The sequence below is a fragment of the Tetragenococcus muriaticus DSM 15685 genome (assembly GCF_000423785.1).
GTDB classification, from domain to species: Bacteria; Bacillota; Bacilli; order Lactobacillales; family Enterococcaceae; genus Tetragenococcus; species Tetragenococcus muriaticus.
In genome coordinates this window covers 24,683-48,758 of sequence record NZ_AUIQ01000002.1, presented here as the reverse complement: position 1 = coordinate 48,758, position 24,076 = coordinate 24,683, and the positions used below count along the sequence as shown (strand labels likewise).

General features: G+C 37.6%; 17 protein-coding genes and 1 pseudogene. 14 read left to right on the top strand and 4 right to left on the bottom strand.

The genetic code is table 11. The annotated features are described in order from the left end of the window. The first annotated feature begins 2 nt into the window (after positions 1-2). From rpoZ to gor, 10 genes are all read left to right on the top strand, one after another. Complete coding sequence (gene rpoZ / locus G577_RS0101085; RefSeq protein ID WP_028789552.1) at positions 3-311, top strand: DNA-directed RNA polymerase subunit omega; 309 nt, start codon at positions 3-5, stop codon at positions 309-311. 154 nt (positions 312-465) lie between these two features. Beyond that, on the top strand, positions 466-2,871 hold the full coding sequence (gene priA / locus G577_RS0101080) for a primosomal protein N' (RefSeq protein WP_028789551.1): 2,406 nt from the start codon (positions 466-468) through the stop codon (positions 2,869-2,871). A gap of 13 nt (positions 2,872-2,884) precedes the next feature. Further along, a complete protein-coding gene (fmt, locus tag G577_RS0101075; RefSeq protein ID WP_028789550.1) occupies positions 2,885-3,838 on the top strand; it encodes a methionyl-tRNA formyltransferase in 954 nt (317 codons plus the stop codon). Further along, positions 3,828-5,180: a 16S rRNA (cytosine(967)-C(5))-methyltransferase RsmB gene (gene rsmB / locus G577_RS0101070; protein WP_028789549.1), complete on the top strand. Its 1,353-nt coding sequence runs from the start codon at positions 3,828-3,830 to the stop codon at positions 5,178-5,180. Before fmt ends, rsmB begins: the two co-directional genes overlap by 11 nt. Before the next feature lie 10 nt (positions 5,181-5,190). Further along, positions 5,191-5,934, top strand: a complete 744-nt coding sequence (locus tag G577_RS0101065) for a Stp1/IreP family PP2C-type Ser/Thr phosphatase (protein ID WP_028789548.1) — start codon at positions 5,191-5,193, stop codon at positions 5,932-5,934. Further along, complete coding sequence (gene pknB / locus G577_RS0101060) at positions 5,927-8,140, top strand: Stk1 family PASTA domain-containing Ser/Thr kinase (protein ID WP_028789547.1); 2,214 nt, start codon at positions 5,927-5,929, stop codon at positions 8,138-8,140. The genes G577_RS0101065 and pknB overlap by 8 nt, the downstream gene beginning before the upstream one ends. 149 nt (positions 8,141-8,289) lie before the next feature. Then, complete coding sequence (locus G577_RS0101055; protein ID WP_028789546.1) at positions 8,290-8,751, top strand: CtsR family transcriptional regulator; 462 nt, start codon at positions 8,290-8,292, stop codon at positions 8,749-8,751. 19 nt (positions 8,752-8,770) lie between these two features. Continuing rightward, positions 8,771-11,257: an ATP-dependent Clp protease ATP-binding subunit gene (locus tag G577_RS0101050; protein WP_028789545.1), complete on the top strand. Its 2,487-nt coding sequence runs from the start codon at positions 8,771-8,773 to the stop codon at positions 11,255-11,257. Positions 11,258-11,351: 94 nt separating this feature from the next. Beyond that, positions 11,352-11,825, top strand: coding sequence for a GNAT family N-acetyltransferase (locus G577_RS0101045; protein ID WP_155988467.1), 474 nt, complete (start codon positions 11,352-11,354; stop codon positions 11,823-11,825). Between the two features lie 52 nt (positions 11,826-11,877). After that, positions 11,878-13,224, top strand: coding sequence for a glutathione-disulfide reductase (gene gor / locus G577_RS0101040; protein WP_028789543.1), 1,347 nt, complete (start codon positions 11,878-11,880; stop codon positions 13,222-13,224). A gap of 96 nt (positions 13,225-13,320) precedes the next feature. On the opposite strand, the gene G577_RS0101035 is transcribed toward gor, so the two are convergent. From G577_RS0101035 to G577_RS0101025, 3 genes and pseudogenes are all read right to left on the bottom strand, one after another. Then, a complete protein-coding gene (locus G577_RS0101035) occupies positions 13,321-14,307 on the bottom strand; it encodes a polyprenyl synthetase family protein (RefSeq protein ID WP_028789542.1) in 987 nt (328 codons plus the stop codon). Positions 14,308-14,345: 38 nt separating this feature from the next. After that, a complete protein-coding gene (locus G577_RS0101030; protein ID WP_028789541.1) occupies positions 14,346-14,900 on the bottom strand; it encodes a Gx transporter family protein in 555 nt (184 codons plus the stop codon). 182 nt (positions 14,901-15,082) lie between these two features. Then, positions 15,083-15,829: pseudogene (locus G577_RS0101025) on the bottom strand (NADH dehydrogenase FAD-containing subunit); the annotation flags it as partial. 2 nt (positions 15,830-15,831) lie between these two features. On the opposite strand from G577_RS0101025, the gene pplA reads away from it, so the two are divergent. From pplA to menA, 3 genes are all read left to right on the top strand, one after another. Further along, positions 15,832-16,713, top strand: coding sequence for an extracellular electron transfer flavoprotein PplA (pplA, locus tag G577_RS10840; protein WP_155988466.1), 882 nt, complete (start codon positions 15,832-15,834; stop codon positions 16,711-16,713). Positions 16,714-16,861: 148 nt separating this feature from the next. Then, positions 16,862-17,974 (top strand): FAD:protein FMN transferase, encoded by a 1,113-nt coding sequence (locus G577_RS0101015; protein WP_038021679.1) that lies wholly within the window; start codon positions 16,862-16,864, stop codon positions 17,972-17,974. 21 nt (positions 17,975-17,995) lie between these two features. Then, positions 17,996-18,949: a 1,4-dihydroxy-2-naphthoate polyprenyltransferase gene (gene menA / locus G577_RS0101010; RefSeq protein WP_028789538.1), complete on the top strand. Its 954-nt coding sequence runs from the start codon at positions 17,996-17,998 to the stop codon at positions 18,947-18,949. A gap of 121 nt (positions 18,950-19,070) precedes the next feature. Here the strand turns inward: menA and G577_RS0101005 are convergent, their stop codons facing one another. Continuing rightward, positions 19,071-20,027, bottom strand: coding sequence for a biotin--[acetyl-CoA-carboxylase] ligase (locus tag G577_RS0101005; RefSeq protein WP_028789537.1), 957 nt, complete (start codon positions 20,025-20,027; stop codon positions 19,071-19,073). A 367-nt stretch (positions 20,028-20,394) separates the two neighbouring features. Between G577_RS0101005 and rpoB the strand changes: the two genes are divergently transcribed. Beyond that, positions 20,395-24,012 carry a DNA-directed RNA polymerase subunit beta gene (gene rpoB, locus G577_RS0101000; protein ID WP_028789536.1) on the top strand — a complete coding sequence of 1,206 codons (3,618 nt, stop codon included), beginning with the start codon at positions 20,395-20,397 and terminating at the stop codon, positions 24,010-24,012. The last annotated feature ends 64 nt before the right edge of the window (positions 24,013-24,076 follow it).

Genomic DNA, 24,076 nt, shown 5'->3' with positions numbered 1-24,076 from the left:
ATATGATGTTAAAACCTTCCATCGATTCGTTACTAGAATCGGTTAATTCCAAATATTCATTGGTGCTATTAGCTAGTAAACGCGCCCATGAGTTAGATGCTGGTGCAAACCCAACGTTAGACAAGTTTGATTCAGTAAAAAATGTGGGTAAAGCCTTGGAAGAAATTGATGCCCAAACAGTGATCAACGATCCTGATCCCGAATTAAAACGAGCTAGGTTACAAATGGAACAAGAAGAAAAACAAGCACAAAAGCAACAAGAACAAAAAAATTTAGAAGATCGGATCCGTGAAGATAATAACGGTATCTAATCTATGAATCGTTGGACAAAAGAATTGTTCAACGATTTTTCTTTAGAAATAGTTAATTAAATATAGACGTAAGGCTGTGAAAATTTAATTTTCTTAGATAGTAAAGACAAACACTTGTATTTTTAGTAAAATGAGTCAGAAAGGAGAAATCGTCATGACATTATTTGCCGAGGTTATTGTAGATGTACCTACCATGCAAACAGATCAGCCTTTTACCTATATTGTTCCCGAATCCCTAACAGACGTCATTGAAGTGGGAATGCGAGTAGAAGTACCTTTTGGTGGTGGGAACCGGCATATACAAGGATTTGTGACTGATTTGAAACAAACGAGTAAATACCCGGAAAAATTGAAATATATTATTCGTTTGTTAGATTTGTCTCCTGTTTTAAATCAAGAATTGCTAGCTTTAGCAGATTATATGAAAGAGACAACTTATGCTTTTAAAATTACTTGTCTGCAAACAATGTTACCTAGTGTAATGAAAGCTGAATATCAGAAAAAAATTGTGCTTAAAGACCCGAAGCATCCAGTAAAAGATGAATATTTTCCCCAGGGGGATGAAATGGACTGGCAAGAAGCTGAAAAAAAGGGGATATTAAACCAATTAAAAAAGCTTCGTAAAGAAAATGTTGTGGAGCTTCGTTACGTAGTAAAAAATAAAAATAAGGTAAAAAAAATTCGCTATGTGAATAGCCAACTAACGCCTAATAATACAGAAGAGTTCTACCAGAAAATTAATCAACGAGCCTCTCGACAAAAACAATTATTTGAACTGTTAAGAAAAAATGATCATCAACCATCTGCTTTTTATACAAAACAGGGCATTTCTTCAACTGTATTAAAACAAGGGGAGGAGAAAGGATGGTTGAGTTTTGAGGATGTTGAAGCTTATCGTGATCCATATCAAGGCAAAAATCTCAAAAGAACAACAGCTTTAACATTAAATGAAGAGCAGCAACAAGCGGTAAATTCGGTGCTTACATCTGAGAATAAAGCTAAAAATGATGTTTTTTTATTAGAAGGCATTACTGGCAGTGGTAAAACGGAAATTTATTTGCAAACCATTGCTGCTGTTATGGCTAAGCAAAAAACAGCCATCATGCTAGTGCCAGAAATTGCTTTGACACCTCAGATGGTCGAACGTTTTAAAGGTCGTTTAGGAGATGCTGTGGCAGTACTACACAGCGGGTTAAGTCAAGGAGAGCGTTATGATGAATGGCGCAAGATCGAACGAGGGGAAGCACAAGTTGTTGTTGGCGCTCGCTCGGCGATTTTCGCTCCCTTAGAAAATATAGGTGTCATTATTGTCGATGAAGAGCATGAAACATCTTATAAGCAAGAGGAAGCTCCTCGTTATCATGCTAGAGACTTAGCCATCTGGCGCGGAGAGTATCATCATTGTCCTGTGGTGCTTGGTAGTGCTACGCCATCATTAGAATCACGAGCCCGAGCCCAAAAGAATATTTATCAGTTACTTTTATTGCGTAAACGAGCAGATCCAGCGGCTAATTTACCAAGTATAAAAGTGGTTGATTTAAAAGAAGAATATGAAAGAAAAAATACAAGTAATTTTTCTGAGGATTTACAAGCAAAAATAGCAGATCGGCTGGAAAAAAAAGAACAGTCTGTATTAATGTTAAATCGTAGAGGATACTCTTCTTTTGTGATGTGTCGCGATTGTGGGTATGTTTTGCCCTGTCCTAATTGTGATATCTCTTTAACTTTGCATATGGATACTAAGACAATGCGTTGTCATTATTGTGGGCATGAAGAACGTATCCCACAACATTGTCCAGAATGTGGCAGTAATAAAATCCGTTATTATGGAACGGGTACTCAAAAAGTACAAGAGGAATTGCAAGCATTGTTTCCCGAAGCTCGTATCTTACGTATGGACGTAGATACAACAAGACATAAGGGAGCACATGAGCGTATTTTACAGAAGTTTGGTGCACAAGAAGCTGATATCTTGTTAGGGACACAAATGATTGCTAAAGGGTTAGATTATCCCAATATTACTTTGGTTGGTGTATTGAACGCGGACACTGCTTTAAATTTACCTGATTTTAGGGCAAATGAACGTACGTTTCAGTTATTAACTCAAGTATCTGGCCGTGCAGGACGCGCGGAAAAACAAGGAGAAGTAGTGATCCAAACATTTAATCCTGAACATCACGCCATTGCCTTAGCCCAACAGCAAGATTATGAGAGTTTTTATGAACAAGAAATGTTTTTGCGACATCAAAGTGGTTATTCTCCTTATTATTTTACTGTAAAAATTACTTGTAGCCACCAAGAAGAACAGCTGGCAGCGAAACAAATATTTAACATTGCCCAGTTAATAAATACCGAACTAAGTACAAAAAGTATTGTCTTAGGTCCAACTCCAAGCGCAATTGCAAGAGTAAAAAATCGTTATCAGTATCAAATAATTATAAAATATAAAAAAGAGCCTGCACTTTCTAAACTATTAAAGCAAATTCTAAATGATTCACAAAAAGTGCAACAAAAGGGTTTGTACGTAGCTATTGATAATGAACCAATGAACTTTATCTAAAGGAGCTTAAAAAATGACAAAAATTGTATTTATGGGGACCCCAGAATTCTCTGTACCAATTTTAGAAGGATTGGTGACAGCTGGTTATGATGTAGCAGCAGTAGTTACTCAACCTGATCGTGCGGTAGGCCGTAAGAAAAAAATTATCGCCTCTCCTGTTAAAAATAAGGCTTTAGAATTAGGGATTTCAGTTTTACAACCAGAAAAAATAAGTGGTTCTCAAGAGTTAGAAGAAATTGATCAAATACGTCCTGATCTCATCGTCACCGCTGCATTTGGACAGTTTTTACCAGAAAAACTACTACAAATTCCGACTTATGGGGCACTTAATGTTCATGCTTCACTTTTACCTAAATATAGAGGCGGGGCACCTGTTCATTATGCTATTATTAATGGAGAAAATGAAACAGGCGTCTCCATTATGGAGATGGTAAAGAAAATGGACGCTGGCAGTGTCTACGCCCAAGAGAGTGTGCCAATCATGCATGAAGACGATGTAGGCACGATGTTTACAAAATTAAGTTATGTAGGCCGTGACCTATTACTTAAAGTGCTCCCTCAGATTCTATCCGGTTCGCTTTTTTCTGTTGAGCAAGATGAACAACAAGTGACTTTTGCTCCTAATATTAGACCAGAAGAAGAAGTCATTGATTGGCGACAAACGGCGCAAGAAATTGATCAAAAAGTAAGAGGGATGAGGCCTTGGCCTATTGCTTATACGACTTATCAAGGCAACCGTTGGAAAATATGGTCTGTATCTGTTTTAACAGAGAGGACTGAGGCAAATCCTGGGACCATTATCCGTGCTACTAAGGGCCAATTATGGGTAGCATGTGGTAACCAGAGTATTTTGGCTATTGAAGAACTACAACCTTCTGGGAAAAATAAGCAAAAGATCACGGACTTTCTAAATGGGATGGGACAAAAAGTAGCTGTTGGTGAACAGGTGGGCCAAGATGAAGAATGATGCAAAAAAAACTGTTCGTTATGTTGCGTTACAAACTTTAGAAAGAATTCAAAAGGGCGGTGCTTATTCCAACCTGCTTTTAAAAGAAGAGATTGATAAAGGAGAGCTTAGCCAACAAGATAGTCGGTTGTTAACTGAACTTGTGTATGGTACCGTTAGTCGCCAATTATTGCTTGAGTTTTATTTACGCCCTTTTATTTCAAAGGCCAAAAAAGTGGATCATTGGGTCCAACTATTGTTAGAGTTATCTATCTATCAACTTTATTATCTTGATCGTGTTCCTGATCATGCGATTTTAAATGAAGCAGTTGAAATTGCCAAAACTCGTGGGAATAAAGGGATTGGAAAATTTGTTAATGGCGTTTTGCGTAGTATCAAGCGGCAAGGGCTACCAGAAACTCGTGGGATAGAAGATCCCATTGAACGTTTAGCTATACAAATGAGTATGCCCAAGTGGTTAACGCAAAAGCTCACAGAAGAGATAGGCATCGAGCAGACAAAACAATTAGGAGACTCGTTATTTTCTCCTAGTCGAGTCAGTTTACGGGTAGATACACGTAGAATTTCGCGTAAGAATGCTTTAACTAGTTTAGCAGAAGAAGGAATTGAAGCTGTAGAAAGTATCATTTCAGAGTATGGTATTATAGCACAAAAGGGTTTTATCGGCAAAAGTGATTTGTTTAAAAAAGGTCTTTTGACAGTCCAAGACGAAACTTCTATGTTAGTGGCGCCAGCGTTACAAATAGAAAAACACCATCAAGTATTGGATGCTTGTGCTGCGCCAGGAGGCAAAACGACTCACATAGCTTCTTTTTTATCAAAGCAGCAAAAAGGCGAAGTTACAGCGCTTGATATCCATGAACATAAGATGCAGTTGATTAAAGAAAATGCTAAACGAATGAAGGTTGATGATGTAATAAGACCTGAAAAATTAGATGCTAGGAAAGTAGATGAAAACTTTGATAAAGCATCATTTGATCGAATTTTAGTTGATGCTCCTTGTTCTGGTTTGGGATTAATGCGTCGTAAGCCAGACATAAAATATGGGAAAGCCCCCGCTGATTTAGAACAATTGGCTCGGGTTCAGTTAGAGATTTTAGAAAGTGTGGCTCCCATATTGAAACCAAGAGGAATTCTAGTCTATAGTACATGTACGATTTTGTCTGAAGAAAACCAGCAAGTCGTTGAGCAATTTATAAAAAAGCATCCGGAATTTGAATTAATAGATATACCTGTAAGTAAATATTTATCGCCTAATTTGCATAATAAGATGTTGACGATATATCCGCATCAATACAACACGGATGGCTTTTTTATAAGTTGTTTGCAGAAAAAACGATGAGGTGAAAATGATGAAAATTAGTTTTCAAAGTAGTGTAGGAAAAATAAGAGCAACCAATCAAGATTATGTTGGGATATTTAAAAATAAAAAAGAATTTACACTTGCTATACTAGCTGATGGTATGGGTGGCCATCAAGCTGGTGATGTGGCTAGTAAGACTACAGTTAACGAAATTGGCGAAAAATGGGAGAAGACAAAAATTTCTAACAGCGAAAAAGCGACAAAATGGCTGGTTAAAACCGTTCAAGAAGAAAATACTGCTATTTATCAAGCAGGACAAGCTACACCGGAATTTGCAGGAATGGGAACGACGATTGAAGCTGTAGCTATTTTTCCGCAAGATTTTGCTGTTGCTCATGTCGGAGACAGTCGTATTTATACAATGATCGAGCAAAAATTATCTCAATTAACGGAAGATCACTCTTTAGTTAACGAATTAGTTAAAACGGGTGAAATTTCAGAAGAAATGGCAGCTAATCATCCGCAAAAAAATATTGTTACACAGTGCGTGGGTATGCCTAGCCCAATTGATGTGGACGTTTCATCTCATCTTATTGGTGCAAAAGAAAGTCTACTTCTATGCTCAGATGGTTTAACGAACATGGTTTCTGAAGAAGAAATTACTCAACTTATTTTGTCTAGTTCAGGACCGGAAGAAGCAACCGAAAAAATGGTGGATGCAGCCAATAAATATGGTGGAGTTGATAACATTACGGTTCTTTTGATTGATTTTGGGGGTGAGGCTAATGCTTGATATTGGCAAAAAACTAAGTGGTCGATATTTAATAAAGGGAAATGTCGGCATGGGTGGAATGGCCAATGTCTTTTTAGCTGACGATTTAATTTTAGACCGTGAAGTAGCGATTAAAGTTTTACGTTATGACTTTCAAAATGACCAAGATGCAATTCGACGCTTTCAAAGAGAAGCATTAGCTGCTACTGAACTAGTTCATCCGAATATTGTTTCTGTGTACGATGTAGGTGAAGAAGACGGGATGCAGTATTTGGTTATGGAATATGTAAAAGGAATGGATTTAAAACGTTATATTCAGACCCATTATCCTATGGACTATTCGACTATTATTAATATTATGCAGCAAATTCTTTCTGCTATCACATTGGCTCATGATCATCGTATTATTCATCGTGATCTAAAGCCACAGAATATTTTGATTGATGATGAAGGCGTAGTAAAGATTACGGATTTTGGGATTGCGATTGCTCTATCTGAAACTTCGATCACTCAGACCAATAGTATGCTAGGATCTGTACATTATCTTTCTCCAGAACAAGCTAGAGGAAGTATGGCAACGAGTCAATCTGATATTTATGCGATAGGTATTATTCTATACGAAATGTTGTCAGGCAGCGTTCCTTTTGATGGTGAGTCTGCAGTGACGATTGCTTTGAAGCATTTTCAAGATGAGATACCTCCATTACGTACCTATGATGAAAATATTCCTCAAGCGTTGGAAAATGTGGTATTAAAAGCTACAGCTAAAGAACCTGTTGATCGTTATAAAAGCGCTGAGGAGATGAGTAAGGATTTAGAAACAGCGCTATCTCCAGAACGTAAAAACGAAGCAGAATGGCATTCCCAAGCGATAGACAACGATACGAAAATAATAACGCCTATTACCGATACTTCATCTAATGATGAGGGAAATGAAGCTGCCAAACCCACTGAAGCTAAAGAGCAGAATCAAAACCCTAAGAAAAAAAGAAAAAAGTGGCCCTTCTTTCTAGTGATTGCTGTTGTTTTGTTAGCAATGGTTGGAGCGGGAACCTATCTTTCTACGACAGGTTCAAGAGCCGAAGTTACTGTTCCTGAGGTCGCCGGTCTTACAGAATCTTCGGCCAGAGAGCAATTACGAGAAAGTGGTTTACAAGCTGCCGATCAAACAAGGGAATACCCCAGTGATAGCCAAGAAGAAGGGCGAATTGTCCAGACAAACCCAGAAGAAGGAGCTGAAATTAAACGTAATCAAGAAGTAGTCTTGTATGTTAGTTCGGGGAGCCCAGAGGTAGAAATGGATGATTACACAGAAGCATCTTATGATGATGCTTTGGCTGACTTAATAGAATTGGAGTTTAGAGAAAGTAATATTTCTTCAGAGGAAGAATTTGATGATTCAGTGCCAGCTGGACAAATTATTAGCCAAACGCCAGAAGCTGGAGAAGACGTTACACCTGAGGAAACTGAAGTTTCGTTTGTAGTAAGTAATGGACCTGCTCCAGTATCTATGGTTAATTTTGTAGGTAGCACCGAAAATGCCGCTAGAAATAGTTTAAATGGGATGGGATTAGAGAATAATTCAGTAAATGTAGAGCAAAGTTATAGTGACCAAGCACGTGGTACAATTATTGGGCAAACTCCTAATGCAGGAGAAGAAGTTGTGCCAGGTGAAACGACCATTGTCTTTTCTGTAAGTGCTGGTACAGAACAGGTAGAAGTACCTGACGTAGAAGGTGACTCTGAAGCAGAAGCTGAAGAAAGTTTGACCGATGCTGGCTTTGAAGTGGAAACTGAAGAAGAGTTTGATGATACAGTAGAAGAAGGAAATGTTATTCGTACAGATCCTTCCGGTGGTTCAACTGAAGATAGAGGGAGTACGGTCAATATGGTCGTTTCACAAGGAGAAGAAGAGGAAGAACCAGAACCAGAAACTGAAAGGTTTACTGTCAATGTAGAGGCTTCTTTTAAAGATGAGGAAGATAATGAAGACGATGAAAATGAAGATGACTCAGCGAGTCAGACAATTACCGTTTGGCTTACAGATATGAATCATGATGATGAACAGTACGAACAGATTGTTCTAGATTCAGACGATGAAAATGAGACAATTGAAGTTCCTGTTACAGTAGAAGAAGGGGAGGAAGCAACGATTACTGTTCAGCGTGACGATGAAGAAGAGGTTAGTCGTGATGTAGACGCAGCAGAAACGTTACAAGTCCCTTAATTTGAGAAAAAGGCGAACGATGACAGAAATATCGCTCGTCTTTTATTTTTTTACTAAGCCTTTGATTAAAACAAGTCCTTATCCTTTCCAAGAGCTTAAAAATTCGTTATAATGAAGGTCAATAATAGTCAAAGGAGGGTCACGAGCAGATGAGTCATCAAAATACTTCTGATATGATTGAAGCCTATTTGAAAAAGATCCTGGAAGAAAGCGAGACAATCGAAATTCGTCGTGCTGAGATGGCAGATCTATTCAATTGTGTACCTTCGCAAATCAATTATGTCATTAATACTCGTTTTACTGTACAACGAGGTTATACGGTTGAAAGTAAACGAGGCGGTGGTGGCTATATCCGAATTGAAAAAGTCCAAATTTCCAACTATCAACAATTTTTAGAACAAGTTAACGCGTTATTTGATCAAACACTTTCAGAAAAAGATGCGATAGCAATTATACAAAAATTATACGAAGAAGGAGTCCTTTCGAAAAGAGAAGGGAATTTGTTATTAGTAACCATTAGTAAAGTCGTATTAGAAAAATCAGTGAAAGAGGATAACATGCGCGCAAATATTATGCATGGAATACTAGAAAGATTGAGTTATGAACTATAAAGATAGGAAGTGACAATTTATGGATGAACTATTTACACAGCGCGCAAAGAATGTTTTGCAATTTGCGCAAGAAGAAGCAAAACGTTTTAAACATCAAACGGTAGGTTCGGAACACATTTTATTAGCTTTATTAATCGAACCAGATGGAATTGCAGGCAAAGCTTTGCGAGAAATGAACGTGAATGAAAAGGATATTCGAGAAGAAATCGAACATCTAACGGGTTATGGAACAATGACGTCTACTCCAGCAAATGGCTATTTGCCTTATTCACCAAGAGCTAGGCAAATCTTTGCTTATGCTGGAGATGAAGCAAAACGTTTAAGTTCAACGCAAGTGGGTACTGAGCATTTGCTTTTGGGCTTACTACGTGATGAAGAAATCTTAGCTTCGCGTATTATGCTGAACTTGGGATTAAGTTTAGCGAAGATGCGCCAATTATTAAAGAAAAAAATGGGTGCTAGTCAAAATAAAGGTGCTAATGGAGGAAATCGGCGTCGTCCGGTTCAAGGTAAACAACAAGCGCAAGAAGGCACTCCAACTTTAGAATCATTGGCACGGGATCTAACGAAATTGGCACGGGAAAAACGATTGGATCCAGTGGTTGGACGAGATAAAGAAGTAAAACGTCTTGTGCAAATATTAAGTCGACGTACGAAGAATAATCCTGCATTAGTAGGTGAACCTGGCGTCGGCAAAACTGCTATTGCTGAAGGTCTAGCTCAAAAGATTGTTAATGGCGAAGTTCCACAAGATATGGAGCCTAAACGTTTAATGATGCTTGATATGGGGGCGCTTGTAGCAGGGACGAAATACCGTGGTGAATTTGAAGATCGCATGAAAAAAATCATTGATGAAATTTATCAAGATGGGCAAGTTATTTTGTTTATTGATGAATTGCATACTTTGATTGGCGCTGGTGGAGCAGAAGGTGCCATTGATGCTTCGAACATTTTGAAGCCTGCTTTAGCTCGTGGCGAATTACAAACAATTGGTGCAACAACTTCTGATGAATATCAAAAATATATTGAAAAAGACTCTGCACTTGAACGTCGTTTTGCTAGAGTACAAGTTGATGAGCCGACTCCTGATGACGCAGTAGAAATTTTAAGTGGACTAAGTGAGCGTTATGAAAAACATCATAGTGTAGAAATTACTGATGAAGCTTTACAAGCTTGCGTTCAACTTTCTGTACGGTATATTAATGGACGCCAGTTGCCAGATAAAGCTATTGATTTGATGGATGAATCGGCAGCTAAAGTCCGTCTGGATCAATCAAGTGAAGTTTCCGAAACAGCCACTGTACAAGATCAATTGTTATCAGTGGTGGAAGAAAAAGAAGCAGCTATTCGAAACCAAGATTTTGAAAAAGCAGCAAGTGTCCGAGCTCAAGAACAAGAGTTAAATAAACGCTTGGAGGAAGCTTCTGTAAAAGAAACGCAAAGTTCTGCTTTTACCGCTAAAGTTACCGAAGAAGATGTAGCTTCTGTAGTGTCTCAGTGGACAGGTGTTCCATTAGAACAAATGGCCAAAAAAGAAACTCAACGGTTGCTAGACTTAGAAAAAGTTTTACATGAACGTGTTGTAGGTCAAGATGAAGCAGTAAATGCAGTTGCTCGTTCTATTCGACGTGCTCGTAGCGGGTTAAAAGACCCTAATCGTCCTATTGGATCATTTATGTTCTTAGGTCCGACTGGTGTCGGGAAAACTGAACTAGCTAAATCATTAGCGGATGCCATGTTTGGTACAGAAGATGCGATGATTCGGATTGATATGAGTGAATATATGGAGAAATATAGTACGAGTCGATTGATTGGTTCTCCTCCTGGTTATGTAGGTTATGATGAAGGTGGACAATTAACAGAAAAAGTTCGTTCTAAGCCTTATTCAGTAATTCTACTTGACGAAGTAGAAAAAGCCCATCCAGATGTTTTCAATACTTTATTACAAGTATTAGATGATGGCCAATTGACAGATTCAAAAGGCCGATCTGTAGATTTTCGTAATACGATTTTGATTATGACCTCAAACATTGGAGCTCAAGAACTACGGGAAGAAACAAATGTAGGCTTTAATGTAGTGGATATCAAACAAGATCATGAAGCTATGCAAAATCGTATTTTAGAAGAATTGAAGAAAGCTTTTCGACCAGAATTCTTGAATCGTGTAGATGAAACGATTGTCTTCCGTTCATTAGATAAAGACGAAATTCATGCCATTGTAAAAATCATGAGCAAGTCAATTATTAAACGAATGGAAGAGCAAGATATTCAACTTAAAATCACTCCTGCAGCGATTGATGTTATTGGAGAAGCTGGTTTTGATCCAGAGTACGGTGCTCGACCAATTCGTAGGGCCTTGCAAAAAGAAGTTGAAGACCGACTAAGTGAGGCTTTAATATCTGGGGAGATCTATTTTGGTAGCCGCGTGACGATTGGCGCTTCTAAAGGGAAGATTACGTTGAATGTCAAAGGACCAAAAGAAGAAAAAACATTGCAAGAAGTATAAAATCAAACAAGAGAATGTAGGTACGTAAGAATCCGTATGTTCTTACGTACCTATTTTTATAAGGTGAGAAAAAATAGGTACAAAGGAGTTTGTTATGGATATACATATTCAAAAACTTGACAGTATTGAAAAAAGACATTTTGATCTCTTGTTAGAAGCCGATCCTTCAAAGCGTTTAGTAGAAGATTATTTAGCACGTAGCATTTATTTTGAAGCGAGAAACAATAAGCAATTTGTTGGAATTATTGTATTATTGCCTACAAGGGCTAAGGTTTTGGAAATTGTCAACTTAGCTGTTAAAGAAGAGTTTAGAAATCAAAAAATTGGTCAAACGCTTATTTTATTTGCTTTAACTTTTGCTAGAAAAAATCGGTATGATGTAGTTGAAATCGGTACAGGTACTACCGGTTTTTCTCAGTTATACTTATATCAAAAATGTGGTTTTCGTATGACTCATATTGATTCTGACTTTTTCATAAGACACTATCAAGAACCAATTTTTGAAAATAACTTACAATTAAAGGACATGGTACGCTTAAGCCATGTAATTCAGAATCTTGACGAATAAGCTATGAGAGTGGTAGCTTTTATTATGTTATAGAGATTTAAAGGAGGATACGATGAAAACTTACGATTATATTGTTGTTGGCGGAGGTAGCGGCGGAATTGCTTCAGCAAACCGAGCAGCTAATCATGGCGCCAAAGTATTATTAATTGAAGCAAAAGAACTTGGAGGAACTTGTATTAATGTGGGCTGTGTGCCTAAAAAAGTGATGTGGCAAGCTAGCGACATCTACCAATCGATACAAAGGGATGCTCCAAGTTACGGTATTCAGACCAACGAAAGGTCGCTTGACTTTAAAACATTAGTAAAAAACAGAGAAGATTATATCGAGTTCTTACACGGTGCCTATCAAAGAGGTTTTGATAATAGTGGTGTGGAATTTTTAAGAGGATATGCTCAATTTATAGACAATCATACGGTTGAAGTAGAAGGACAACAATATAGCGCTTCTCATGTGTTGATTGCCACAGGTGGACATGCAGATGCATTAAATATCCCTGGAGGCGAATATGCCATTGATTCAGATGGCTTTTTTGCTTTAGACCAAGCGCCTGAACATATGATTGTTTTAGGGGGCGGCTATATTGCCGCTGAACTTGCAGGTGTAATAAATGGACTTGGCAGTAAAACTTCCTGGGCTTTTCGTTATGAGCGTCCACTTCGTACATTTGATCAAATGTTAGCTGATAATTTGGTGCAAACCTATGAAGAAGAAGGAGTTTCTGTTTATAAAGAATGCGTTCCTTCAACTATTGAAAAAAATGGAGAAGAGTATACTGTTATTTTTGAAAATGGCACCAAAATCACTGGCGATTGTGTGTTATTTGCCGGAGGAAGGTCTGCTAATGTAGAGGGCTTCGGTTTAGAAAATACTGATGTAAAATTAAATGAACAAGGTTTTATTCAAACAGATAAATTTCAAAATACTACAGCTAGTGGTGTTTATGCCATTGGAGATGTAATTGGTAGATTAGAATTAACACCTGTGGCTATAGCAGCTGGACGTCGTCTGTCTGAACGTTTATTTAATGGAAAGACAAGTCTTTATTTAGATTATAATTTTGTTCCTAGCGTCGTATTTACTCATCCACCGATTGCTACTATTGGTTGGTCAGAAGAAGAAGCATTAGCTGAATATGGCAAAGAAAACATTAAAGTCTATCGTTCTCGTTTTACTCCAATGTACTTTGCTTTGAATGAATATCGCCAAAAATGCGAAATGAAATTGGTTTGCTTAGGTGAAGAAGAAAAAATTATAGGACTGCATGCTATTGGCGTAGACGTGGACGAAATGTTACAAGGCTTTGCTGTAGCGGTTAAAATGGGAGCTACAAAAGCTGATTTTGATGATACAGTAGCTATTCATCCGACAGGCGCAGAAGAGTTTGTAACAATGAATTAATAACTTCTAATGAAAAAAGAAGCTGGAGCTTTTCAAAAACTCTAGCTTCTTTTTGTTATTAGCTGGAATAATACAAGAAGTTTCACGTGAAACTTCTTAATTAGTGCGTGTTAATAATGTACGAGTCAGTTGTTGTAAGGTGGTTTTAGTATTTTCCGCGTTATCTGGTAAATTCTCGATTTTTTTAAGTGCTTGTTTAGTATAAGAATTAGCTAGGTTTTGTGCTTTAGTAACACCTCCTAGTTTATTGATTAGTTGATAGACTTTTTGTATATCGTTTTCTGTCATTTGTTCCTTTTTTTCCAATAACGACGTTAATTGGCGAGGATCTGTTTGTAAGGCGTAGATTAAAGGAAGTGTATAGACACCTTGTCGAATGTCGTTTAATACAGGTTTGCCAGTTTCAGTTTGTGCTTGGGTGTAATCTAAAATGTCATCAATAATTTGAAAAGCCATACCGATATTGTGACCAATATTTGAAACGTTTTTAGCAAACAGTTGACTTGTTCCGCTCTCAAACGCGCCTACAGAACAGCTTAAAGCAAATAATTCCGCTGTTTTCCCCGAAATATTTGATAAATAATCATCAACGGATATGGATAAATTATAGTGATCTTCCATCTGTCCTAATTCACCAGATAGGATTTTTTCCATGCTGATGGCGTTACTTTGCAAACTACGGAGAGAGCCAGTATAGTTAGACATTAATTTAAAACAAGCTACAAAGAGGTAATCCCCTGCGTAAACAGCCGTATTATTATCAAATTCGGCACTGACCGTGGGTAAATTACGTCTTAAAGTAGCATCATCTACGATATCATCGTGAATTAATGTTGCTGTATGTAACATCTCGATAGCAGCAGCTAATGCAATTGCTTTTTGCCGGTTTCTTTCGGGCCCGAATTGGGAAAATAGGAGCTGATAAGCGGGACGGAGTAATTTTCCTCCTGCACCAATCATTTCTAATAAAGCAGCTTTTACAGCTTTATTTTTTAATTCAATTGAATTCTCCATTAGTTTCATTGTTTGTGTTAGCTCGGGTTGTAATTGTGGATAATCATTCCATATAGGATGCAGTTTCATATTGTCTCCTTAATTCGCGAAATAAAGCTAATTAAACCTTAATGCGGTGACCATTTTTGTTGTGTATATTGCTCATGTTCTATTTGAAAGCGTCGCAGTGTATCTACTCGTTGCAATAGATAATTGGCAGCAATCCCTATAGCGATGCCTGACAAGATACCTAAAAAAGATAAAATAGGTAAATAAAGTAAGACGCTCCATGATTGAGCAATAAAAGCGGCCGTTAGCAGTTGTCCGACATTGTGCATAAAACCGCCTGTTGCGCTGATACCAATAATACTAACAAATTTTGGTCCTATTTTTTTTACTAGTAGCATGCCAAAGTAACTTAGCATGGCACCGCTCATACTGTATAAAAATGTGGATAAAGTTCCTCCTAAAAGAGTAGTTAAAAGTAGACGTAACCATACAAGCAGGAAGCTATCTTTTTTTGGCATAGTAAATAAGGCAATGATAGTGATTAAATTTGCTAAGCCTAATTTAGCCCCCGGAGCAAAAGAAAATGGGTAAGGAATCATATTTTCAAGTAGGCCAATAACGACGCCTTGGGCTATTAAAAGCGAAATAAAAATCATTTTTCTTAAATTACTCATAAAGAAACGACCTATAAATCAGATCGCTATTTCCTCCTTTCTGCTTGTGTATAATTTTTAATCTCTCTTAAGGAAAAACTTCTTTTTACTAATTATATTTTAGCATAATTCAAATTAGCTGTGCGTAGCGTTTTCTTTTAAAAATGGCTGGAACTTTGAGTAGTTTCCAGCCATTTTTATTCCTATTTTTGTCCGTATAGTGATTTTGGCCTGCCGTAGCGCCATTTACCTAATGTGCGTTGTAACCATGGGATAACCCAATGATCTAATCCGATAGCTCGACCTGAACCGTTCATTAAGGCAAATGCTACAGGTACAAACCAGATATTTACCCAGTAAAACATTCCGGATAAACAAAAAGTAGCTACTAATACAATGGTTACTCCATTAACTAACCAAGTAAATAAACCAGCCATTAAGCAAAGAGCAATTCCAATTTCAATAAATACCATCATTTTTTGGAAAAACATCGCTACTTCCATATTAGGCATAATTGTTTTCATAATATTCATAAACCATTCAGGAGAATTTTCAATGACTGCCATTGGTTCTTCGCCGTAAGCATAACTTAAGCCAAAAACAGTATTTCCTGCTTCAACTGCTGCATCAGCACCAGCATCAGAAGCTCCACTAGCTGCATCGGCGGCTTCACTTGCCCCAGAAGCTGCATCAGTTACAGATTGATAGTCCCAAGTCCAAGGAAAGACGCTATCTCCTTCAAACCAAGAGCCTTCACCAAACCAAGTACTCGGGGTAAACCACTTGCCGTCGCCTACGATTTTTTTGAAAGCTTCTAAAAACCATACTAAGCCGTAGAAAACACGTAAAGGCACGCTCCATAAGACGTTACTGTTACGTGAAGTATGACCACGGGCTACATTGCGATCATCTTTTACCCGGAAAAACTCGTGCATAATGTATTGGAACATAGATTATATTGGGAGCGTGTTCACCAGATGATGCAGGAGAAGAAAATGGCGGAAATGATTCACAATCTTCTGCGGCTCAAGAGGAGACCACAGAGTCTTCGGAAGATACAGAAGTAGTTTCAGGGGCTTTGTTACAAGATGGTACTTATTCACTACAAGAGTTAAACGATCAAAACGGGTATCATGTTGAATTTTCAATTACAACAGAAGATGGTGAAATTACAGAATCAAATTATGATTATGTAAACGCAGACGGCGAATCAAAACAAGATGACACAGAATATAATGAACAAATGGAAGAAGAATCTGGGGTTGCTCCTGAAGATTTTATTCCACAATTAAATGAAGCACTTGAAAATGAGCAAAATCCGGAAAATGTTGAGGTTGTTTCTGGAGCAACACATAGTTCTCATTCTTTCCAAAATTATGCACAACAGTTAGTACAAGCATCCCAAGAAGGCAATACTGACGAAATCGAGATTGATAATGGGGCTGATTTACAAGATGGTACTTATACCTTGGAAGAGCAAAATTATAGTAACGGTTACCGTACAGTATTTTCTATCGTAGTTGAAGATGGCGAAATTACAGAGTCCAATTACGATAATGTAGATGAAGATGGCAATTCAAAACAAGATGACGATGAATACAATGAAGCAATGGAAGAAGAGTCTGGTGTAAGCGCAGAGGAATATATTGACACATTAAACGAAGAACTAGTTGACACAATGGATGATGAGGATGCTGCACCTGGCGATGTAGAAGCAGTGTCAGGAGCAACACATAGTTCAGAATCATTTGTTCTTTATGCTGAACAATTGGTAAACGCTGCTGAAAAAGGCGAAACGGATACAATTGAAGTCGATAACTTCGTAGAAGAATAAATATGATATTTATAACAAAAGGAGTTGGACTCAATGTTCCGACTCCTTTTTGTTGTAAAAAAGCAATAGAAATAAATTCATTAAATATCTTTTCATTCTAAGGAAAACAAGCTATTATAAGACAAATGAGAAGAAAGTAGAGGGTATTATGAAAAGAAGGCTAGCAGCTTTTCTTGTGTTATTTGTTGCACTTATTTTTAATGTGGCGTGTAGCAGTGAAAGTAATGAAGGAGAAGCTAATCAAGCGACAGAAACTTCTTATGCAGAAGGGATGAAAAAAGAGCCCTATACACAAGAAGAATTTTTACTAGGTACTTATACGCGAATTCGCATTTTTGATCAAGATAAAGAAGACGTTTTGCAGCCAGCTTTTGATCGAATTGAAGACCTAGGAGATAAAATTACCATCAATGAATCTGGTTCAGAAATTGATGAAATTAATGAAAATGCTGGCGAAAAACCGGTGAAAGTTTCAAAAGACATTTATGATTTGTTAAAACAAGCTCAAGAGTATAGTGAAGCGTCTGAAGGCGGTTTTAATTTGACAATTGGCGCCATTACACAGCTTTGGCGGATTGGATTCGATGATGCCCGTAAGCCAGCACAAGAGGAAATCGACGAGGCATTAAAACATATAGATTATGAGAAAATGGAATTTGACGATGAAGAACAAACTGTCTATTTAGAAGATGAAGATATGATTATTGACCTCGGAGCGATTGCCAAGGGTTATATTGCTGATGAAGCAGTAAAAGTTTTAAAAGATCATGATGTTCAGTCTGCTATCGTTGATTTAGGAGGCAACATCTTTGTGCTAGGCCATAGTAATCGCGGGGGAGATGAAGAGTGGACCGTAGGTATTCAGGACCCTAACGATGACCGTGGTTCGGTTTTAGGTACTATAAAAGAGTCGGATAAAACGATAGTAACTTCAGGAATTTATGAGCGTTATTTAGAAGAAGACGGGGAAACCTACCATCATCTTTTTGATTCTAAAACGGGTTACCCTTATGACAATGATGTTGCTAGTGCTACAGTTATTACTGACGACTCCATTGACGGCGATGGTTTAACTACAGTGATTTTTGATAAGGGCGTTAAAGATGGATTGGAATATATTGAAGACGAGATACCTGATGGTACTTCTGCTATTTTTGTGACTAAAGATGATAAGGTCTATATGACAGATGACATTGAAGATAGTTTTCAGTTAGAGGAAGATTCGGGATACACACTAGGAGATCGTAGTGAGCTAGAGTAATTTGTAGTTTAGGAGCAGGTTATGTCAATAAAAGTTTTTTTGGAAGTTGTAGAAATAAAAACGAAAGTAGCCAGTGTATTTCCATTTATTATGGGAATACTGTTCTCTCTTTCTTATTTTCATGAATTTCATTGGGGATACACTCTATTATTTTTTCTTGGAATGATTATTTTTGATATGACAACTACGGCTATTAATAATTTTATGGATTTTAAAAAAGCCCAATCACAAACTTATAAATATGAACAAAATGTAATCGGACGTGAACGACTTTCTCAGAAAAAGATCCAACGAATGATTTTTCTTATGTTAGCAGCAACTTTTTTGATTGGTGTGATTTTAAGTATACAAACTGGCTGGATGTTGTTTCTTATGGGAGGGGTTGTTTGCTTTATTGGCGTCTTTTATACCTTTGGGCCGATCCCTTTGTCGCGTATGCCGTTAGGGGAAATATTTAGTGGTGTAACGATGGGATTAGGGATATTTGCAATCACTGTTTACCTTAATACAGTTAGACAAAAAGTTTTTTACCTATCTTTGGATTTTGCTGAAGGGAATTTTTTACTGACAGGACAAATATGGGGACTTATAGCTCTATTTTGGGCTTCACTACCTTTAATATTTACTATTGCCAATATTATGCTTGCTAATAATTTACGTGATATACAAACAGATATTAAAAACCAACGTTACACTTTAGTATATTATATCGGAAGTGCTACAGGGGTACTATTATTTCAAGGGCTCATGTATGCTTGTTATGTGACTATTCTAATAGGATGGTTTTTTGGCATTTACAATTGGCCAATTCTTGTGGTTTTCATCACTCTACCTAAAATTTCACGTAACTTAAAAGCCCATAAAAAAAGTTTATCGCGACCTCGAAGTTTTGCTTATTCAATTAAGAATATGGTTTTGTTTAATAGTAGCTACGCATTAGGGTTGTTGTTATGTATTTTTTGGCAATTTATGTAAAAACCAGATAAAAAAGTCCGAACTGATGAGGTTTTTTACTTCTCATAAAATTGAGAAAAGCTCTTGCTGACGCTGCAGGGATGACCTCTTTATAGTTCGGATATTTTATTATACAATTTTTCTATTCAATAGCTTCTAGGCTAATTTCCCCCGAAGAAAGTGTCTTGTCTCCTTGCTTAGTTTGAACTACCAATTCTCCTGTGTCAGTAATTTTAGTTGCTTTACCGTGGTAAGTGACTCCTTGTTGGCTAAATTGCACCCTTCTGCCAAGAACCATTGATTTACTACGATAAATCTCTAAATATTTGTTATTAGGTAAATCTTCAAGTAATTCAAAGAAATATTGCCAGATGAGTTGTATTAACTGATTGCGTGTTGCTGAAGGATTTGCTTGCGGGAAAATTGGGCCAGCTTTTGTTTGTAGATTTGTAGGAAAACTTTGTGGATCTAATGAAAAATTAATTCCACAACCTAAAATTACATGCTGGATTCTACCTGCTTCGAAATTACTTATTGCTTCAGATAGAATTCCGCAAACTTTTTTCCCCTCTAAATGGATGTCATTTACCCATTTAATTTGTGTTTGTTTGCCTGTGTAGTGGTCAATGGCTAAACTTAACGCTACAGCAGCTAGAATTGTGTATTGCGGTAATTCTTCAAAGGTTTGATTAGGTTCTAATAGTAAGCTCATGTAGATCTGTCCATTAGGCGAAAAAAAGGCACGGCCAAAACGTCCATGTCCACCTGTCTGTTTTTCTGCGATAAACAGAGCAGGAGAAGTTTGTTGTTTAAGGGCAGCGACTTTAGCATCGTCCATTGTTGATTCTGTTTCTTCTTTGATGAAAATCGCAGAAGTGGGCAAATGTTCATTTGTTATTAATTCTTTTTCCAATACGTCTGAAACCAAGTAATGATAGCCATTAGGAAAATGTTCAATATGATATCCTTGCTTTTCTAATTCTCGTACTGCTTTCCAAATAGCTGTACGAGAAATATCCAAAGTAGCAGCTAACTTTTCACCAGAGACAATGTTACCATCTTGTCTTAGGATAGTAAGGATTTTTTGTTTCGTAGACATGACTTCCCTAGCCTCCTTGTTTTGTCACTCTGTAATGTTTAGTATAGCGGGTTTAAAATAGTTATACAATCACTAACTTTCATGATAAAAAAATTTCATAAAAAGTTTGACGAAAGCTAATTATTTGTGTATAATAAGTAATTGCAAAAACTATCTGAAGAAATAAATAGCAGGAGCGCAATATTGTCCGTTCCGGCTTGGGAATAAAGAAACAAAAGTAGAAACTCATGAGAATGTTGTTCTATTTTTGGTTTTTTTTTGCCTAAAGTTCGCAAAAAATGCTTGATGTTACTAATATTTAATATTCGTAATTAAATTGTAATATTTTAGATAGCTTTTTTGAAAGACTTTTTAAGGGGTGAACAACTTGGCTGGAAACGTAGTAGAATACGGAAAACATCGCGAACGAAGAAGTTTCGCGCGTATCAGTGAAGTATTAGAATTACCAAATTTGATCGAAGTTCAAACAGACTCTTACCAATGGTTTTTAGATGAAGGATTAAGAGAGATGTTTGAAGACATTTTGCCAATTGATGACTTTAATGGAAATCTTTCATTGGAATTTGTGGATTATGAACTAAAAACGCCAAAATATACCGTGGAAGAAGCGCGCTCACATGATGCAAATTACTCGGCACCATTACAAGTGACGTTACGTTTAACGAATAGAGAAACTGGGGAAATTAAATCCCAAGAGGTTTTCTTTGGGGATTTCCCACTGATGACAGAACAAGGAACGTTCATTGTGAACGGGGCTGAACGTGTTGTTGTTTCGCAATTAGTTCGCTCACCAGGGGTCTACTTTAGTAGTAAATTAGATAAAAATGGTCGCGAAAATTTCGGCAACACTGTGATTCCTAACCGTGGTGCATGGCTAGAGATGGAAACGGACGCTAAGAATATTTCTTATGTCAGAATTGACCGGACACGTAAAATTCCTATGACAGTCTTGGCACGTGCTTTAGGATTTGGTTCGGATGATACGATTTTAGATATTTTTGGTGACAATGATTCTTTACGTAACACGATTGAAAAAGATCTACACAAAACAGCGACTGATTCAAGAACGGAAGAAGGATTAAAAGATATTTATGAACGTCTGCGTCCAGGCGAACCCAAAACGGCAGATAGTTCACGTAACCTTTTAAATGCTCGTTTCTTTGATCCGCGTCGGTATGATTTAGCAGCTGTGGGTCGTTATAAGACGAATAAAAAATTAGATTTGCAAACACGTTTGTTGAATTTAACTTTAGCTGAAACATTAGCAGATCCTGAAACAGGCGAAATTATCCTGGAAAAAGGTACTGAAATTACACATCAAGTAATGGAAGATACTTTAGCAGCATATATCGAGAATGGATTGAATACTGTAACTTACTATCCTTCAGAAGATGGAGTTGTTACTGATCCGATGACCGTCCAAGTATTCAAGGTGTTCTCTCCTAATGATCCTGATCGCGAAGTAAACGTTATAGGAAATGGTTATCCAGATTCTAGTGTACGTACGATTCGCCCAGCAGATATCATAGCTTCAATGAGTTATTTCTTTAACCTAATGGAAGGTATTGGAAGTACGGACGATATTGACCACTTAGGAAATCGTCGTATTCGTTCCGTAGGGGAATTGTTGCAAAACCAATTTCGTATTGGCTTAGCTCGAATGGAACGTGTTGTACGTGAACGGATGTCTATTCAAGATGTGGATACATTAACGCCACAACAATTGATTAATATTCGTCCAGTAGTGGCCAGCATCAAAGAATTTTTTGGTTCTTCTCAATTATCACAATTTATGGATCAAACCAATCCGCTTGGCGAATTAACACACAAACGTCGTTTGTCTGCTTTAGGACCTGGTGGTTTGACTCGTGATCGTGCTGGTTATGAAGTACGAGATGTTCACTATTCTCACTATGGACGCATGTGTCCAATTGAAACACCAGAAGGTCCTAACATTGGATTGATTAATAGTTTAGCTTCTTATGCGAAAATTAATAAATATGGTTTTATTGAAACACCTTATCGTCGCGTGGATCGTTCTACAGGTAAAGTGACTGATACGATTGATTATTTAACAGCTGACGTTGAAGATCGTTATGTTGTAGCCCAAGCCAACAGTCCATTAAATGAAGACGGAACGTTCGCAGAAAATGTTGTTATGGCACGTGCAACAAGTGAAAACTTAGAAGTTTCAATTGATAAAGTTGACTATATGGACGTATCGCCTAAACAAGTTGTTTCAGTGGCTACAGCTTGTATCCCGTTCTTAGAAAATGACGACTCTAATCGGGCCTTGATGGGTGCTAATATGCAACGACAAGCTGTTCCTTTGATTAACCCACAATCTCCTTGGGTTGGTACAGGGATGGAATATATGTCTGCTCATGATTCAGGCGCTGCTTTGTTATGTAAAGCAGACGGGGTTGCTGAATATGTTGATGCAACAGAAATTCGAGTGCGTCGTGATAATGGTGCGTTAGATGTATATCATATTACGAAATTCCGTCGTTCTAACTCAGGTACAAGTTATAACCAACGTACATTGATTAAACAAGGAGATAGAGTCGAAAAAGGAGATATTTTGGCTGATGGTCCTTCTATGGAAAATGGAGAAATGGCGCTAGGCCAAAATGTTGTTGTAGGCTTTATGACTTGGGAAGGTTATAACTATGAAGACGCAGTAATTATGAGCCGTCGATTAGTAAAAGATGATGTTTATACGTCGGTTCATATTGAGGAGTATGAGTCTGAAGCTCGCGATACGAAATTAGGCCCAGAAGAAATTACCCGTGAAATCCCTAATGTTGGAGAAGATGCATTAAGAGATCTTGATGAAATGGGGATTGTACGAATTGGTGCTGAAGTACGAGATGGCGACCTTCTAGTAGGAAAAGTAACGCCAAAAGGAGTCACAGAATTATCCGCCGAAGAACGCTTGTTACATGCTATTTTTGGTGAAAAAGCTCGTGAAGTACGTGATACCTCACTTAGAGTACCTCACGGTGGCGGTGGTATCGTTCATGACGTGAAGATTTTTACTCGCGAGTCTGGTGATGAATTATCTCCAGGAGTAAACATGCTTGTTCGAGTTTATATTGTGCAAAAACGTAAAATTCAAGAAGGCGACAAAATGTCTGGTCGACACGGAAATAAAGGGGTTGTCTCTCGTATTATGCCAGAAGAAGACATGCCTTTCTTACCAGACGGCACGCCAATTGACATTATGTTAAACCCATTAGGAGTTCCTTCTCGAATGAATATTGGACAAGTACTCGAATTACATTTAGGGATGGCTGCTAGACAATTAGGTATCCATGTGGCAACGCCAGTCTTTGATGGTGCTACCGACAAAGATGTTTGGGAAACAGTCGAAGAAGCTGGTTTAGCAAAAGACGCTAAGACAGTATTATATGATGGCCGTACAGGTGAGCCTTTTGATAATCGAGTTTCTGTCGGTGTAATGTATATGATCAAATTAGCTCACATGGTAGATGACAAATTACATGCTCGTTCAATTGGACCTTACTCCCTAGTTACGCAACAACCTCTTGGTGGGAAAGCACAATTTGGTGGACAACGTTTTGGTGAAATGGAAGTTTGGGCATTAGAAGCATACGGTGCCGCTTATACGCTACAAGAAATCTTGACTTACAAGTCAGATGATGTGGTTGGTCGTGTAAGGACTTATGAATCCATTGTTAAAGGTGAACCAATTCCAAAACCAGGTGTTCCTGAATCCTTCCGTGTGTTAGTTAAAGAATTGCAATCACTTGGATTAGATATGCGTGTTCTAGATGATGAAAAACGAGAAATTGAACTACGCGATATGGATGACGAAGACGATGATTTAATTACTGTGGATGCTTTGGAAAAATTTGCTGAAAAACAAAGTGCGGAACAAGTAGAAACAGATGCTGAAAGTAAAGAACCAGAAAAGCAACATTTTGATGAAGAAAATAATCCAGCAGATGTTCCTGGAGATTAAAATCATCTTTTTAGAAGAAAATAGAATAGCTATTTATAAAACAAGGTTTTGTAAATAGCTTCCT